The sequence below is a fragment of the Chryseobacterium suipulveris genome (assembly GCF_022811685.1).
Taxonomy (GTDB): Bacteria; Bacteroidota; Bacteroidia; order Flavobacteriales; family Weeksellaceae; genus Kaistella; species Kaistella suipulveris.
Genome location: NZ_CP094532.1, coordinates 2423207 through 2440162 on the forward strand (window position 1 = coordinate 2423207; position 16956 = coordinate 2440162).

The 16956-nt window shown below is 43.3% G+C and carries 17 protein-coding genes and 1 pseudogene; all 18 read left to right on the top strand.

The features are described from left to right. Window positions 1-517 precede the first annotated feature (517 nt). A complete protein-coding gene (locus MTP09_RS11365) occupies window positions 518-1426 on the top strand; it encodes an IS1595-like element ISBbi1 family transposase (protein WP_095073168.1) in 909 nt (302 codons plus the stop codon). 71 nt (window positions 1427-1497) lie between these two features. After that, the gene (gene sul2, locus MTP09_RS11370; RefSeq protein WP_001043260.1) at window positions 1498-2313 is read left to right on the top strand and encodes a sulfonamide-resistant dihydropteroate synthase Sul2; all 816 of its coding nucleotides are present in this window, start codon (window positions 1498-1500) and stop codon (window positions 2311-2313) included. A 1-nt stretch (window position 2314) separates the two neighbouring features. After that, window positions 2315-2815, top strand: a pseudogene (locus MTP09_RS11375) (IS1595-like element ISBbi1 family transposase); the annotation flags it as partial. Window positions 2816-2843: 28 nt separating this feature from the next. Further along, complete coding sequence (locus MTP09_RS11380; RefSeq protein WP_214649541.1) at window positions 2844-3482, top strand: HlyD family secretion protein; 639 nt, start codon at window positions 2844-2846, stop codon at window positions 3480-3482. Next, window positions 3464-4147: an HlyD family efflux transporter periplasmic adaptor subunit gene (locus MTP09_RS11385; RefSeq protein ID WP_243548495.1), complete on the top strand. Its 684-nt coding sequence runs from the start codon at window positions 3464-3466 to the stop codon at window positions 4145-4147. The genes MTP09_RS11380 and MTP09_RS11385 overlap by 19 nt, the downstream gene beginning before the upstream one ends. Before the next feature lie 968 nt (window positions 4148-5115). Then, on the top strand, window positions 5116-5910 hold the full coding sequence (locus MTP09_RS11390; RefSeq protein WP_024565584.1) for a hypothetical protein: 795 nt from the start codon (window positions 5116-5118) through the stop codon (window positions 5908-5910). Window positions 5911-5933: 23 nt separating this feature from the next. Further along, a complete protein-coding gene (locus MTP09_RS11395) occupies window positions 5934-6284 on the top strand; it encodes a hypothetical protein (protein WP_024565585.1) in 351 nt (116 codons plus the stop codon). Further along, the gene (locus MTP09_RS11400; protein WP_024565586.1) at window positions 6281-7750 is read left to right on the top strand and encodes a relaxase/mobilization nuclease domain-containing protein; all 1470 of its coding nucleotides are present in this window, start codon (window positions 6281-6283) and stop codon (window positions 7748-7750) included. The genes MTP09_RS11395 and MTP09_RS11400 overlap by 4 nt, the downstream gene beginning before the upstream one ends. Window positions 7751-7752: 2 nt before the next feature. Further along, on the top strand, window positions 7753-8406 hold the full coding sequence (locus tag MTP09_RS11405; protein ID WP_024567408.1) for a ParA family protein: 654 nt from the start codon (window positions 7753-7755) through the stop codon (window positions 8404-8406). A gap of 62 nt (window positions 8407-8468) precedes the next feature. Beyond that, complete coding sequence (locus MTP09_RS11410) at window positions 8469-9002, top strand: hypothetical protein (protein WP_024567407.1); 534 nt, start codon at window positions 8469-8471, stop codon at window positions 9000-9002. A 36-nt stretch (window positions 9003-9038) separates the two neighbouring features. Beyond that, window positions 9039-9362, top strand: a complete 324-nt coding sequence (locus tag MTP09_RS11415) for a DUF4134 domain-containing protein (RefSeq protein WP_024567406.1) — start codon at window positions 9039-9041, stop codon at window positions 9360-9362. A gap of 1 nt (window position 9363) precedes the next feature. Then, entirely contained in the window at window positions 9364-9678 is a 315-nt protein-coding gene (locus MTP09_RS11420) for a hypothetical protein (RefSeq protein WP_024567405.1), read from the top strand. After that, window positions 9650-12724: a TraG family conjugative transposon ATPase gene (locus MTP09_RS11425; RefSeq protein ID WP_243548496.1), complete on the top strand. Its 3075-nt coding sequence runs from the start codon at window positions 9650-9652 to the stop codon at window positions 12722-12724. The genes MTP09_RS11420 and MTP09_RS11425 overlap by 29 nt, the downstream gene beginning before the upstream one ends. After that, entirely contained in the window at window positions 12711-13433 is a 723-nt protein-coding gene (locus MTP09_RS11430) for a hypothetical protein (protein ID WP_024567403.1), read from the top strand. The genes MTP09_RS11425 and MTP09_RS11430 overlap by 14 nt, the downstream gene beginning before the upstream one ends. Before the next feature lie 43 nt (window positions 13434-13476). Next, a complete protein-coding gene (locus MTP09_RS11435; RefSeq protein ID WP_024567402.1) occupies window positions 13477-14184 on the top strand; it encodes a hypothetical protein in 708 nt (235 codons plus the stop codon). A 2-nt stretch (window positions 14185-14186) separates the two neighbouring features. After that, the gene (locus MTP09_RS11440; protein ID WP_035590942.1) at window positions 14187-14852 is read left to right on the top strand and encodes a hypothetical protein; all 666 of its coding nucleotides are present in this window, start codon (window positions 14187-14189) and stop codon (window positions 14850-14852) included. 17 nt (window positions 14853-14869) lie between these two features. Further along, entirely contained in the window at window positions 14870-15700 is an 831-nt protein-coding gene (locus MTP09_RS11445; protein ID WP_243548497.1) for a hypothetical protein, read from the top strand. A 2-nt stretch (window positions 15701-15702) separates the two neighbouring features. Further along, complete coding sequence (locus tag MTP09_RS11450) at window positions 15703-16953, top strand: hypothetical protein (RefSeq protein ID WP_243548498.1); 1251 nt, start codon at window positions 15703-15705, stop codon at window positions 16951-16953. The last annotated feature ends 3 nt before the right edge of the window (window positions 16954-16956 follow it).

A 16956-nucleotide genomic window follows, 5' to 3' on the forward strand; every position in this document is an offset into this window, starting at 1 on the left:
TAACTTAAAGATCCGCTGAACTAAAGCTTCGGCAGCTTTAACAACCGCCTAAATCTGTAACTTTGTAAAATTAACTAAAAACGGGTAAACCGCCCAAAAAAGAGACTCTTTCAGAAATCCCCTGTAAATCTCTAAAATCCTTCGCCGATAAACCCATAATGCTGAAAAAAAACTCCCGAAGCTTCCGTTAAATAGGGTATCACTGTTCGTTATTCGCACGCAACAAGAACTTAGCTGTTGAACTAAACCTCCGGTAGCTTTTCCCATTTGCCGTTTTAGTAACTTTGTTTTTATTAACCTTTTAAAAACTCATGAAATGGCTAAAAAAAAAAATCTACGGAGGATTTAAGGACCAACTATATAGCTCCAACAGATAATTGTATTCATGATGGCTCCACAGTTAATACAAAGAGTTTGGATATTGTTATGACGTATTTGGGACATTTTAAAATTTAATCTGATTCTCCGCAAACACACCTAATATTTTTAGTATATTAGCGCTCAAAAAGCAGGGATTATGAACATATTCAGTTTTACGGCTCATTTCGGTTCGGAGGAAGATTGTCGTTTGCATTTCAAGGAGCAGCGTGATAAGGAAGGGGTTGTCTGCAAGCGATGCGGGGGCACTTCCCATTATTGGTTACAGGGTAAATGGAGTTATGAATGCAAAGGTTGCCGTTTCCGCACCTCGTTGCGCAGCGGTACGATCATGGAGAGCTCCAAGCTGCCGTTTCTGGTGTGGTACAAAACGATGTTCCTGATGAGTTGCACAAAAAAGGGATTCTCCACCAACGAACTCCAGAAGCAATTAGGATTGAAGCGTTACGAACCGGTATGGGCGATGGTACACAAACTCCGCAGGGCGATGGGCAACCGGGATGCAAGGTATACACTGGAAGGGATGATAGAACTGGATGAGGGTTACTTTTCGGTGGCCAGTAAGGAAATCGAGCGAGGCAAGGGTACACGTGGCCGGGGAGCCGAGGGAAAGCAGAACGTTGCGGTGATGGCCGAAAGCACCCCGTTGGAAGATATCGAAACGGGCAAAAAGGAGAAGCATGTGCGTTATTTCAAGGCCAGGGTACTGGATAGCCATCAAAGTGAAGGAATCAACGGCGTGGTCAGGGACTGCATGGAGGATGATGCCATCGTATTTTCGGACAAAAGCACTTCTTACGTTGACATCTCCGATCTGGTGGAATTGCACGTCACCGAGAAATCAGACGCCAAAACCACCAAGGAAACACTCAAATGGGTGCATATCGCAATCAGTAATGCAAAACGGACATTGCTGGGCAACTACCATAAAATCAAAAGGAAATACTTACAGTTGTATCTCAACGAGTTTATTTACAAATTAAACAGACGGTATTTTGGAGACAAACTCTTTGACAGAATAGTAATTGCGAATATAACAGGTGCATAAACGGATAATCAGAATCTTTAAACATCCTAATTAACTACCTGCGGATTTTAGGTATTATTATAGAAGCCCCCATGAATAAATCGCTCATCATTTTCGGCATCGTCAACATAACCTCGGACAGTTTCTCCGATGGAGGCCGGTATCTGGCGCCAGACGCAGCCATTGCGCAGGCGCGTAAGCTGATGGCCGAGGGGGCAGATGTGATCGACCTCGGTCCGGCATCCAGCAATCCCGACGCCGCGCCTGTTTCGTCCGACACAGAAATCGCGCGTATCGCGCCGGTGCTGGACGCGCTCAAGGCAGATGGCATTCCCGTCTCGCTCGACAGTTATCAACCCGCGACGCAAGCCTATGCCTTGTCGCGTGGTGTGGCCTATCTCAATGATATTCGCGGTTTTCCAGACGCTGCGTTCTATCCGCAATTGGCGAAATCATCTGCCAAACTCGTCGTTATGCATTCGGTGCAAGACGGGCAGGCAGATCGGCGCGAGGCACCCGCTGGCGACATCATGGATCACATTGCGGCGTTCTTTGACGCGCGCATCGCGGCGCTGACGGGTGCCGGTATCAAACGCAACCGCCTTGTCCTTGATCCCGGCATGGGGTTTTTTCTGGGGGCTGCTCCCGAAACCTCGCTCTCGGTGCTGGCGCGGTTCGATGAATTGCGGCTGCGCTTCGATTTGCCGGTGCTTCTGTCTGTTTCGCGCAAATCCTTTCTGCGCGCGCTCACAGGCCGTGGTCCGGGGGATGTCGGGGCCGCGACACTCGCTGCAGAGCTTGCCGCCGCCGCAGGTGGAGCTGACTTCATCCGCACACACGAGCCGCGCCCCTTGCGCGACGGGCTGGCGGTATTGGCGGCGCTGAAAGAAACCGCAAGAATTCGTTAACTTTTCGGTGGCCAGTAAGGAAATCGAGCGAGGCAAGGGTACACGTGGCCGGGGAGCCGAGGGAAAGCAGAACGTTGCGGTGATGGCCGAAAGCACCCCGTTGGAAGATATCGAAACGGGCAAAAAGGAGAAGCATGTGCGTTATTTCAAGGCCAGGGTACTGGATAGCCATCAAAGTGAAGGAATCAACGGCGTGGTCAGGGACTGCATGGAGGATGATGCCATCGTATTTTCGGACAAAAGCACTTCTTACGTTGACATCTCCGATCTGGTGGAATTGCACGTCACCGAGAAATCAGACGCCAAAACCACCAAGGAAACACTCAAATGGGTGCATATCGCAATCAGTAATGCAAAACGGACATTGCTGGGCAACTACCATAAAATCAAAAGGAAATACTTACAGTTGTATCTCAACGAGTTTATTTACAAATTAAACAGACGGTATTTTGGAGACAAACTCTTTGACAGACTAGTAATTGCGAATATAACAGGTGCATAAACGGATAATCAGTAAATTTAATAATAAATTGGAAAAGGAAAAAGACATATTAGACAATCTTGAACTACGTTCAGAAAACGTGCAGGATATTCTCACGCAGCCGCCACATTGGATGATTCGATGGGGAAACACGGTAATTTTCGTCATTCTCCTGATGGTTCTCTTGATGAGTTATGTAATTAAATATCCTGAGTTTATACCTGCCCCCATAGTCGTAACTTCCAAAAATCCACCTGAAAAACTTGAAGCAAGAACAAATTCTAAAATTGAAAAAATTTTAGTGAAAGATCATCAGTCTGTAAATAAAAATCAAGTCATGATGGTGCTTCAGTCAGCTGCTGATTACAAGGATATTCTAGCTCTAAAAGATATAGTTGATTCAATGTCATCATCACAAGTTCTCTACTTCCCTACTCAACAGGCATCAACCTTCAAACTTGGCGAAATACAGGGAGAATACAATAGTTTTGCAAAAGCATTGCAGGATGAAAAACTTTTTACTCGTCTTAAGCCCTATGCTCCTGAAAATATTGCAGCAAACCAAAGTCTTGGGGAATACAGGGCAAGGATTGCTACATTACAACAGCAGCGGAACTTAGAAGTTACAAAATTTGACCTTACCAAAAAAAATACTTGCGCTCCCAAGAATTGTTCAATCAAGGTGTAATTGCCGCGATGGAACTAGAAAATGAAAAAACAAAATTTCTACAGGCAGAACAAAATTTGAAAAATATCAATATAACATTGTCACAGATGCAGGAAGCGGTTTCAAATCTAAATAAAACCAAAAGCGGTGCATCAATAAATACTGAGAAAGATAAGATTACATACAGCTCCCAAACGCTCCAATTATTTGAACAGCTAAGAAAATCACTGAGACAATGGGAACAAAATTATCTCATTATTTCTTCTACTGAAGGAGTAGTTAGTTTCCAACAATTTTGGGGCGAGAACCAATTTGTAAAACCCGGTGATATTGTGATGTCTGTTCTACCCAATGATAAGGAATTAGTTGTTGGTCGGATGTTGATTCCATCAGTGAATTCCGGTAAAGTTAAACCAAATCAAAAGGTTTTAGTAAAGCTTGATAATTACCGATACCAAGAATATGGAATCGTTGAAGGCAAGGTCCAAAACATTTCTCTTACTCCAGATGATAAAGGGAACTATTATGTTGACGTTTTGCTTCCAAAAGGATTGCGGACTTCTTTTGGGAAAAAGTTGCCATTTGACAGAGAGCTCAAAGGAAGTGCCGAGATTGTCACCGAGGATTTAAGGCTAATTGAAAGGTTTTTCTATCAAATTAGGAAATTGTTGGGGTATCAAGCTTGATGTTTTTTTTAAAAAAATAATTGTTAATGCTAAGATTTCTTACAGAAACGAGGGATTTCCGTGCATTATTAGTGCAAATTCTCAACAAATAAAGTCATCTTTTTCAAAAACCTGCCTGATTTAACCACAGGCAATTTTTCAACCTGCGTAAATTGGGCACATCCCAATCACAAAGCCGCGTAAAAAAGCCCATTTCCAAGAGAATCTTTTTCATTATTTTTAATTCCAAGATTATCTAAACTAAAATCTAAAAAATAACTCTGAAATAATCATCTACAGAATTTTCAGTCCTTCCGATTCTTTTGTTAAATATGCACTCCCAAAGTAACCACCTGCGAAAAATAGACACAAGTTCAAAATCAACCTGGGTAAAATAGACCCACCCTACATTTTCCTAAATGATAAGCATTCTGACAAAAATTTCAATGATAAAAAGACACACCTTCCTTCAAAACCTGCACCAAATAAACTTATCTTTTTCAATAAGTTGGGTAATTTAGCTACAGGTTATCATGCAACCTGCGTAAATCAGCCACATCCTACTCGCAAACGTGGGTAGAAAAGTTACACCTCAATTCTCCCCGTTTTCCATGTTTTTTTCCTTCCAAAGCAACTTTATCATAAAAAACCGCAAAACAACCCTAATATAAGCATTCGAGGAACCTTTTCAGACCTCTAAAAAAATCAGTAAACTTTTGTTGCAAGATGTGTCTTTGTACCCACAAACTTTTCAAGTTTTGGGACAAAGACGGTCTTGCCTTTTTGCAAAAGGGGAAAAAACGGCGGAACTTGTTTTTTTTAATCACCAAATCTGGTTCAAGCATCTAAACTCGTCTAAATTATTCTTTTTTAATCTTCGGAGAATCTAAACTCGTCTAAATTGTTCTTATTTAGCCCACGCCCCATGAACACTATTGTTTTCACGGATTTGATGTCCCAATTTTGCAACAGAAATTTTAATCAAAAAAATGAAAGCAACCCTCTATGTTCTCCTGACACTTTTTGCCATCAACCTCAATGCGCAGGTCGGAATAAACACACAGACACCCGAAACTACTTTTGATGTAGTAGGAAAACCAAACGACACCTCACATCATGACGGGATTATTCCTCCAAGGATAACGGGCGACCAGTTGGCGAACAAGTTTTACACACAGGCAAAAAAAGGTGCGGTTGTATTTGCCACCGCTCCGGCTTCCAATCTTTCGGGGCAGGTCATCAATATTTCAGAATCAGGAATGTATTATTTTGACGGCAACGTATGGCAGAATTTCGCAAAGGAGAAACAGCCTGTCGAATACAGAATTGTACTCACCTTCGATCCCAACAGCACCGCCGCACTGACAGCAACTTCAACTTGGTCCGCCCCTGTAAACTATTCGGGAAATAGCCACGCCTATCTTACCTCCTCAAAATATTACACCATCGGAACCAAAAATTTCGGAGGACTAAAGGGAGCGGTTTTGTTCAGAAAAGTACAGGGAATTGTAAATGTATGGTTTCAGATGTACAGGTCTTCTGATTCCGCACCGATTACGGGAAACGCCTTCATCAGCATTGCGAGCATCTACAGCGACATCGGATACATTCCCAACCAGATTGTCTTACTGCATACGGAAAATTCCACGCAATATTTTCCAGCCCTGCTGGAGAATTACAGCATCCAGATTCCGCAAACCTCCCTAAACGCAATGTCCACATCCTACTACACCTACGGAGAAGTTCAAGGATATTCCAACTGGATCAAGCCTTATCTGCCCTAATTGATGATTCAACAAAGTCCTTAATGGAAAAAGAAGACTACATAAAATTCAGAATATCCAAAACCAAAAAACAGGACTGGAAAAAAATATGCAAAGACAGAAACCTCACATTGACCGACTTACTGACGGCATCAGTTGAGAACAGAATTTTAGACAACGAAAGAAGACAGATACTGGCGTTCATTGAAAAACAAGACAACGTCTTCATCAAGATAGAGACCAACATCAACCAGGTAGCGAAAATTGCAAACGGACAAAAGTTTATTTCGGAATCAGAACTGAAAAACTTCACCGCAAAGCTTTCAGAAATCGCCAAATTGAAGAAGCAGCAAAACCAAATCTTCGAAAAGATCTATGAAATGCTCGCAAAATGATTGTCAAGATTATTCCTGCTTCAGGCTCGGATTTTCACGGCGTTCAGTACAACGACAAAAAGATGGAGAAAGGAACAGGAGAACTGATGCTGATGAAAAACTTTCCCTCCTTCATCAATGGGGAAAGCAGTCCGGAGCAGGTTCGGGACTACTTCAAATCCATTTCAAAAAATGAGAAGGTAAAGAAACCACAGTTCCACGCCGTCATTTCTGCAAAATATCAGAATCATGGCAAGGAAGAAATCACCGAAATCGCCAAAGACTTCATGCAGGAAATGGGCTACGGAAAACAGCCGTTCATAGTTGTTTACCACAGCGACACCGAGAACAACCACGTCCATATCGTCTCCACAAGGGTTGACAAGCAGACCGGAAAGAAAATCAACGACAGTTACGAACGCTTGAAAGCCCAAAAAGCATTGGCAGATACACTAGAAAAACGATACGGAGTAAGTTCCGAGGAAAAATTAGAAAAACTGCTAAACTATCAAATTGCTTCACTCAGCCAACTGGAACTCCTGCTTGAAAGAAGCGGGTTCAAACTAACTAAAGACACAAATGATGAAAATGACTTTTCCATTCTGAAGAACGGGGTAAAACTTAAAACCATCCACGGTAACCAAATCAGTTTTACCCCCAATTCGGACAACGGACGAATGAGACAGCTGAAAGCCATTTTGAGCAAATACAAAGACCTCTGTTCCAATAAAGTCTTCAAGGTAGAGGACAGAAGGGCGCAGGAATCACTGCTACCGGAAGAAAGGCACAGCGACCATTGGAAACCCAAGATAGAGTTCGAGAGCGAGCTCCAGAAAAAATTGCGGGACATCTACGGACTGGATGTGGTCTTCCACCACAAGGACGGACAGAAACCCTTCGGATACAGCATCATCGACCACAAATCGGGAAAGGTGTTCAAGGGAAGTGAGATCATGAAGATGGACGACCTGTTTGAGATGACCGATGAGAAAATTGACAAGAAACTTTTTGAAAGTCTAAAGGACTATAATCTGGCGGACAGTTTTTCAAAACAAATATTAATGGAGCATCTGAAACGCCAGAATCCCGAAAACGCTATAATAGAATTTATGCTTTTCGAGTCTAAGAAAATAAAGAACAGGGAGGTTTTCAACGCCATAAAAAACGAGGTAAAGGATTATGTCGAAACACAGAATAACAAGGATGTCCACCTCATAAAATCGGAAGATGGAAAATATTATGCCGTCCACTCCAAACTGCATTATGTGGGTTCATTGGAAAACTTAATTGGAGAGAATGCCTATCAAAAATTCCTCAATCCAAGCAAAGAATTGACACCGGAAAGTAGAGATGAAAATCTTTCCAAGGAACTGGATAGAACCATAGACGACCTGATTTTCCAATTCACCAAACCGTCGGGAGGAACAGGGAGAGACCCTGCCGAAGAAGAGTTAAGAAAAAGACGCAAAAATAAAAAAAGAACATAAGAATGATCATCACATTTGCCACCCAAAAAGGCGGAACAGGGAAAACCACCCTCGCCATCGCATTCGCCAACTATCTCTCCAGAATTTCTACAAGGAAGATCAAGGTGTTTGATTTCGACTACCAAAAATCCTTCTTCAACAAATGGAGGGAGGATGCGGACTCGGAACTGCCCAAACTCTACGAGGTGGAAGTCATTGGCGAAGATGACGATGAGCCGCCTTTCGAGGACTTGGAACAGGTTGTCGACCTGAAAGAAAGCAAAGACCTGTTCCTGTTCGATCTGGCGGGAACACTGGACCAGAGATACAGCGATGTTTTGGTGTACAGCGACTTCATCATCATTCCCTTTGAGTATTCCGATGTGTCCGTAAAATCAACCTTGGTATTCAAAAATCTTCTGGGTTTGTTGGAAAGCGAGGCGGAAAGAATCTTCATCCGCTCCAAATACGACAAGGGCTACAAATATCTCAACCAAAAGGAAATGGATATCGAGTTGGCAAAATACGGAACTCTACTAGAAAATCCCGTGTTCAAGAGAAACTGCCTCCAAACCATCGACACGAGAAAACTCACCTACGAGCAAAAATACGCCGTAAAGAAGCCGTTCGACGAAATTATACAGCAGATCAGCGAGGTCAAAAAAGTTGCGCTTTAACGAGAGACAAAAGAGACAAGAAAAAAATAATCCATAAACCACAAACCTCAAATCAATACATTATGTTAAAATACTCACTCATCCTTTTAGGAGCCTACTTTCTGTACTATGCCGGAAATATCGTCTACGACCTTTTCCTAAAAAAAGAGAAAACCGTTCAGACCGATGTTGCAGAAGAATACTCACTCGGCGACTTTGCACAGGCGGAGAATGAGGAACCCACCTTGATCGGCATCGAGGATGTGGAAAATCTCAAAACCCCGAAATCATTCCTAAAAAGCGAACCCATTCCGATTCAAAGACAGAACAATTTTGAAGACAATCCCAGTTTGGAAGAATTGAGGAAACGATTTGAAGAGGAAGAGGATTTGGATGGGACCAGCTCAAAACAGCCCGAAACCAAACACCATGAAAATCCGCCACAGCAAACGGAAATCAGCAAAAAGCCAGAAATTATTGAGCCAATAGTTTCCAAGAAAAAAAATGATGCACAGAGCAAGAAAGACCAATGGAAAGAATTTGTCAACCTTTCTGAAACCAACGTAAAACTGGTGGACAATATTGAGGGACAAAAGGTTTACCACTCGACGATTTAACCAATTTACCATACATAACTAACCTAAATTTTAAAAATGATGAAAAATTTTATCAGAAAAAACGTGACAAAAAAGAAAGTTCTAACCCTTGCCTTGGTGATGCTGGCAATGACCCCGATGCTTGCGCAGGGCGGAGCGACCGCCATCTCCAATGCCGCTTCCGACATTAAGGACTATTGGGACCCCATCAAGCTGATATTAAAGGCAGTCGGTGGACTCGTAGGATTTATCGGAGGATTGAGGGTGTACAACAAATGGACGAACGGCGACCAGGATGTCAACAAAGAAATCCTCGGCTACGGCGGTGCGATGATCTTCCTTATCGTGGTTCCGGAATTTGTAACCGCATTCTTTGCTTAAGATGGGATACTACCTGTACAAGGGGCTCAAAAAACCCCTTGTATTCTTCGGACTCAAAGGCAAATACATCATTTATGCGGTAGCCGTCATCGGCGCAGGTGTGGTTGCGGCACTCATCTTATCCAAATTCGGATTGCTGGGTTCATTATTAGGTTTATTGGTAACCGCAGGAGGTGTCTACCTCATTTTCAAGAAGCAGGACAAAAACGGACTCTACGACAAGACCAAAAATTTTGACCAGATATTCATTTTTCCAAAAAAACTCAACAACAAAAGATTTTTAAAAGATGGTAAAGACAAAGAAACAGGCATTTGACATTCCCTTCATCGGCTACGATTACGGAAAGGATTTTGGATGGGATTTTGATGTCCTCTTCGGACAGTACGGGAATCCGATTATCGGCATCAGAATTAAGAACATTGTGGAACAGTATTCCGCCGACCCAGACAACTACCTGAACTTCCATACCGTGCTGAATCAAGTCGTATCCATTATTGGCGAAGGAAGAATCGTTCAAAAACTCGACATCTTTTCCAAAAAGAGATATACCGCCGAATCCTCCAACCAGTTCCTCCAGCAGAAATACTCCGAGCATTTTGACGGAAGACTATTTAAAACCATCGAAACGGTACTCCTGTTTACGGACATTGTGGACGACAAACTCAAGAAGAAAAACAAGCACTACCAGTTTTCCGAAAAAAGTTACAAGGAACTTCGCGACAAATGCCAAAAGGTGTTGATGCTCTTGAAGCAGAGCGGTTGCGAACCCCAATTTTTATATGAGAAAGATTTTGAATACTACATTTCGGGTGTATTGTCGATGCAGTTTACGGAAACCCCGGTTTTTGACAATATCAAAAGTACCAACGAATATCTCCAAATCGGAAACCGCTTCGTCAAAAATATTTCCTATGTGGATGTCGAAAATATCGACCTGCCTTCAGAAATAGATCCTTTTTCCATATTGGGAGGAAACGGAGCAGCCTCGGAAACGGCGGTGGACAACTTCACCTTCATCAATGAATTGGAGGATTACGAAGCCATCATCTACAATCAGGTCATCACCATTCCCCTGCAGGCGCAACAACAGCGGGAACTCGACAAAAAGAAGAAAAAGCACGAGGGAGCGGCAAACAACTCGCCATCCAACGCCATTATTGCAGAAGAAATCCAGACCCTTCTGCACAATATCGCCATCGACGGACAACTCGTGGTCAATGCCCATTTCTCCCTAATATTTTCAACACATACACTGGAAAAAATGGAAGGGATACAGTCGATGATTGAGAACAAGCTCTTTACGAAGGGGATTATCGTTTCCAAGAATGCCTACAACCAGCTCGAACTCTTCCGCTCCGCCATTCCGGGCAATGCCACGGAACTTCGAGAGTACGATTTATTTATGACGACAAGCGAAGCGGCCTTGTGTTTTTTTTTTAAAGAAAGTTACCCCGTGAACGAGGAATCCAATTTTTATCTGCGTTTTACCGACCGACAAGGCGTTCCATTGAAAGTTGATCCGGCGGACTTGCCGATGAAGACAGGAAGAATCAACAACCGAAACAAGTTTGTCCTCGGTCCGTCAGGTTCTGGAAAGTCCTTCCTGATGAACAATATCGTTGAGCAATACCTGACCTACAATTATGACGTGGTCATTGTGGACACGGGAGATTCCTATTCGGGAACCTGCAAATACAAAGGCGGGAGATACATCCAATACACTGAAGAAAAACCAATCACCATGAATCCCTTTCTGATGGACAAAAAAGAGTTCAACATCGAAAAAATAGAATTTTTGACCAATTTGATTTTCCTGATTTGGCAAGGTCCCGATGCCACGATGTCGTCCGCACAAAAATCTATTTTGGACAATGTGCTGATGTCGTATTACCACCAATATTTCAATTCGGGAACCAGGTGGTATGAGCATAAGACCTCGGAGGAACTCATTCTCTATCTGAACAAATACAACATCCACGAGGAAGACATTATTTCAGATTTTGAGAACCAGTCGAACGGACAGTACAACTATTACGATATTTTGGGAATCGCTTTCGATGCAGGTTCTGACGAGATTAAGGAGGCTTTCCGAAAACTCGCCATCGAATATCATCCGGACAAAAATATGAACAACCCGAATTACGACAGCGAAAAATTCTACAAGGTTTACGAAGCTTATGAAACCTTGAACGATGAAGATAAGAGAAAAATCTACAATGAGACGCAACTCATCCTCATCAAGTCCAACGAGATTATCAGGCAGCCGAAAACGGCGGAAGAATGGAACGAGTCCTTCCGAAAAACCATCATCAAGAAAATTAAGGAGCTCGAAGAAAAATTGGAGGCAAAAGAACTTTCCTTCAACGGATTCTATGACTACTGCGATAAATTTCTGCCCCTTTACCTGAACAATAAGAAACACCACATCACCGAAAAGGAATTTAATCTAAGGACATTCTTGTTCGTGCTGAAGGATTTCTACAAAGGCGGAAGATATGGAACGACACTCAACGAAAGTGCAGACAACACGCTCTTTGACGAACCATTCATCGTCTTTGAAATCGACAATGTGAAAGACAACCCGAAACTGTTTCCGATCGTGACACTCATTATCATGGATACCTTCATCCAGAAAATGCGTCTCCGAAAAGACCGAAGAAAGGCGCTCATCATCGAGGAAGCATGGAAGGCGATTGCCAGCAAACTGATGGGCGGATATATTCTCTATCTCTACAAGACGGTTCGGAAATTTTGGGGAGAAGCAGTGGTTGTTACCCAGGAATTGGACGACATCATCGGAAATGCCGTCGTAAAAGACAGTATTATTAATAACTCGGACACCTTCATATTGCTGGATCAGACCAAGTTCAAGGACAACTTCGACAAGATTGCATCACTGCTTTCATTGAACAAGGTGGAACAAAACAAGATTTTCACCATCAATAATTTGAACAACAAATTTGGAAGAAGCCGTTTCAAGGAATTTTATCTGAAGCGGGGTTCCAAAGGAGAAGTGCACGGCAATGAGGTTTCCTTGGAGCAGTATTTAACCTACACCACGGAAAAACCAGAAAAATCCGCAGTCGAATACTATGTCCAACAATACGGAAACTACGACGAGGCTTTGCAAAAAATTGTAGGCGATTTGAAAAATTTCGGAGACAGCCTTGAAAACTTGGTATCGCTCGTCAACCTTTATCAAAAGCCATTGGACAAAAAGGTGGTTTCCTATTACAGGATGATGAAGAAGACGCACAAAGGGCAAAATATCTTCAAAATCATCTCGCAGGAATTGGAAAACCGAAATATCCATTTTTCAGAATTAATCAACCAAAAACACGAGGAATATGAAAAAGTATAAGCCCCAAAATCCCCAAAGGGGACTTTCAATAAATTCCCTCTCTTGGAGGGTTTGGAGGAGGCTTTTCCTGTTGATTCTCCCCCTTTGGGGGACATGGGGCTTCTCCCAAAACACCTACATCGACCCGACGGTAACGGCGGCGATGATCCTCTATTCAGAAAACTTGAAAGCCAAGCAGAACGATGTGATTGATGAAACCTCCAAACTGAAGGATGCCCAAGCGTGGGTGGGAACCCAGATGGTGGTTGCCAACGATATTCAGAATAAGATTCTGAAAGGTCTGAAGGAAGTTTCGGGAACCTTGCAGAACGGAATCCAGGTGAAGGAGATTTATTCGGAACTCAACAAATGCTACAATTATTCATCGCAGGTAGTTCAGTTGGCATCGGCACATCCACAATATGCCATTTTCGGGGTAAAGGCTTCACAGAAAACCTATGAACAGAGTATAAAAATAGTGACTGATGTCTCCGACATCCTCGCCTCGGGAGAGCTGAACCTTGCCACTGCGGGAGACCGATACAAGATATTGCACAACATTTCCGAGAATGTCAAAAACCTAAAGCTTTGGCTTCTGGCAATCAAGTTAAGACTGGAAAAAGCCAATCGTTTGGGATTCTGGAACTCCATCAATCCATTTGCAGGATACATCAATACCGACAAGGGAATTGTAGAAAATATTATGAACCGATACAAAAGAAATTTCTAGCCCCTGTCCCCAAAGGGGAACAATGTAAAAAAATAAGATGAAAATGAAACATCCCATAATTAACGCTTTAAAAAGCCCCCTTCGGGGGTTTGGGGGCTTGCTGATTTATTTTGTGCTCACTTCATCCAGTGGCGGCTCCACGCCGTCTTGGCAGCAGGAAAACGTATCCTTTCCGATGATGAACCTAGAAATCAAGGCGACGATGGATGAAAACGAGAGGCAGAAGGAGATGCGGAAAAACCAAATTGCCAATGCCACGGTGGAAACTGCCAACAAAACCCAGTGGAACAATTTCAAGGACAAGGTGACCAAAATTCAGGACAGACTTCGAATCGTATCGTTCGCCATTCAAGCGATTCCCACAGGAATTGCGATGAGCAGGGAGATTACGAAAATCACCCAAAACCAGCAAGCCATTATCCATGAAATCAGTACCGCACCTTATTCCATCATCGCGGTTCTGCCTTCACAGGTTCAGTTTGTGGATGATCTGCAAATGGTGACGAGGCTGATTGTCGGGATTGTGGTTTCCTATGGGGCAATGAACCAGATGGAAAAGTCGGAGCGCAAGATTTTATTGGATTATGCCTTGGGAGAAGTCAAGACGCTGAGCAGAAATTCTACCCATATGCTTTTAAAGATTCGGGACATCAAGGCAAAAGTCTTACGAAACAAAAGAGCCTTTCAATACTATGTGAATCGGGACAAACAGGTGGTCGAGAACATTATGAAAAACATCAAATCCTTTTAAAAATGAGAAAACTATTTATCGGAGGAATCTTGTTTTTTTCTGTTGGTTTTGTAAGCGGACAGCAGATTGTTATCAACGACAAACTCTTGGTGCAGATGACCACCAACCACGGCGTAAGGCTGGGAAGCGAGCAGGCATTTCTAAACTCTTATGAAAAACAGAAGGAACTGTACGACGACATTAAAAACAAGACTGCACAGGTCATCGCCATTCAGGAATACATCTACCAACAACTAAAAAATGTCAACTCGGCACTCACGCAGAGCAAAAAGTTAATCTATCTGTACCAATATCTGGGAAAGGTAGCGAACAACTCCAACAAAATGCTGGACTTGTCGGCGCAACATCCAGAATATGCCGTCTTGGTTTCCAAATACTATGTCGAAATCGGCAAACAGGCCTTAAAACTCAAACAGGAAGTTACGCAGGATATTTTGAATGAGAACAAGGATTTCCTGATGGATCCGATGGACAGGGAGATGCTTATTGAAAAGGTGTTTACTCGAGTTAGGAATATCAACGGGAACATCCTCTACATTATACTGAGGTTAGAAAACGCCAAGAAGATTCCTTACCTGTACCAAGTTCCCGTACTAAGAAACTACCTCAATATTGACAAGGCCATTGTCGGAGACATTATCCAAAAATACAAATATGTATTCAACTAAAAACAACAAGTATAAAGATGAAAAAATTAGTCAAAAAATTAGCCCTCGTTCCGCTCTTGCTGACAGCAGTCGGCGTATTCGGGCAGTTTACCGTAAAGCGTTTGAACGACCCCTCCATCGTAGCCCAGCACAAAAGGATGGTGTTCCAGAGTTGGGGCGATTGGCGTCCCTATCCAAAATACCTTTTGGGGATTCAGACCAACTTCGCGTATGCCACCGTTTGGGGAATGTGGGCTCCCAGCAGAAACAGGGATTATAAGGATGGAGAAGATATCCGACCGCTAAAACCGACGGGACTTCAAAACCAGCGTTTTGCCCAAGTGAAATTTCAAGAGGAAGAGGCAAAAAAGATAAAGGCGGCATCCGACACCATCTATAAAAGAAGCGTCCAAGACTTTGCCCATTGGACTTCGGCGACGGTCGATGCAGACCCGCTCTGGTTGCTCTACTACAAAAGGATGCTCAGACCCATTACCGAATTTCCAGACAATCCTCAAAACTTTATCGAATGGAGGCTGAAGAACCAGCAAACCTACGAAACGCTCAATACCACGGGAACTTTAAAAAGACTTCAGGAGGAATTGGACTTAATCAAGGAAAAGTATTCGATGTCGAGATCTATGGATATGCCGAGAGGAAAACGCTTTTTGATGTACCATGACACCCTTATCAAATGGAGAAGGTTTGTGCAGGAATTAAGGAAACACAACGATAAGACGACGCTTCTTTTAGACTACAAAAATATTCTGAAAAACCATTCACCCTATGCGTTGCCACAGGCTTGGACTCCCGCTTCAGACAAGCAGATCGTCCACAACACGATGCAGCAATACAAACACAAATTTTAGTGATGAAAAGAAATATTACACCCTTATTTTGCCTCTTGGCAATATTGCTGCCGTTTATTGGCTTTGCCCAAACCGACGGCGACTACAGCAATTTGCTTCAGTTCTTAAAAGGCGACGGCGCATTTGAGAAATGGTTTATGGAGGTCTTCACCAAACTGGACAACAGCATTCAGGACGGTGCTGTCGGCTCCGCTTTGGTTGGAAGGGCAATCGGAGGATTGGGAGCATTGATGTATCTCGGATACATGGGTTGGCAAATGGCGGCGGGCGACCGGGAATGGGAAATCACCCCGATGCTCAAACCCATCCTTATTGGATTTACCCTGGTGTACTGGAGTGGATTTGTCAATCTGATTCAGGCACCCTTTGAAGCCATTGCAGAACCGGGAATCGCCATCTTCAGCGACATCGAGTCCGAAGTGAATGATTTGAGGATTCAACGATTCAAGAAACAGCAACAGTTACTCGATGCCGTCATCAAACTCAAAGCTGACGAGGATGCGAAGCAGGACGTCATCAACAACACCGGCAAAGATGCAGACGACTCTTGGTTCGACATCAGCGAGGGACTCGACAAACTCATCCAACCCATCAAGGAATGGCAGTTACGGATGGAGTTCCAGCTCCAAAAACTGGTTGCAGAAATTATCGAGTTCGTTTGCCTTTCCATCCTTCGAATCTGTGTCTACCTTATTTTCTTCATCCAAAAAATTTGGGCCTACATCCTTATTATTCTGGGACCTATCGCTGTGGGAATGGCACTCGTTCCAGGATTTGAAAACTCGCTGTACAGCTGGGTTTCCAAGTTCATCAACATCAACCTGTACACCTTTGTTGCCTATACCATCATCAATATCGGTCAGCAACTGATCGCTTCGGGTTACGAGATGGAGATTGAGCGATACGACACCCTTTTAACGAACGGAACCATCACCAATCTGGACGCCTTGATGGTCTATGTGAGCAATTCCGGAATGATTTACAATGGACTTTTTACCTGTGTCGCCTACATCGTGACGGGAATCGGGGTTTTGATGACGCCCACCATTGCCGACACCATTGTTACGGCAGGAGGCGCAGGTGCGATGACCAAGATGAAGAGTGCGGCAGGAAGAATGGCGAGTGCCGCTAAAACAACGGTATTGGCAGCCAAAACGGGCGGAGCTTCAGTAGCGGGAGCAGCAGCAAAATCGGCTGCATCAGGTTCCGCATCGGGAATGGTCAACAGTGCGATGAATAACAACAAAAAATAAATA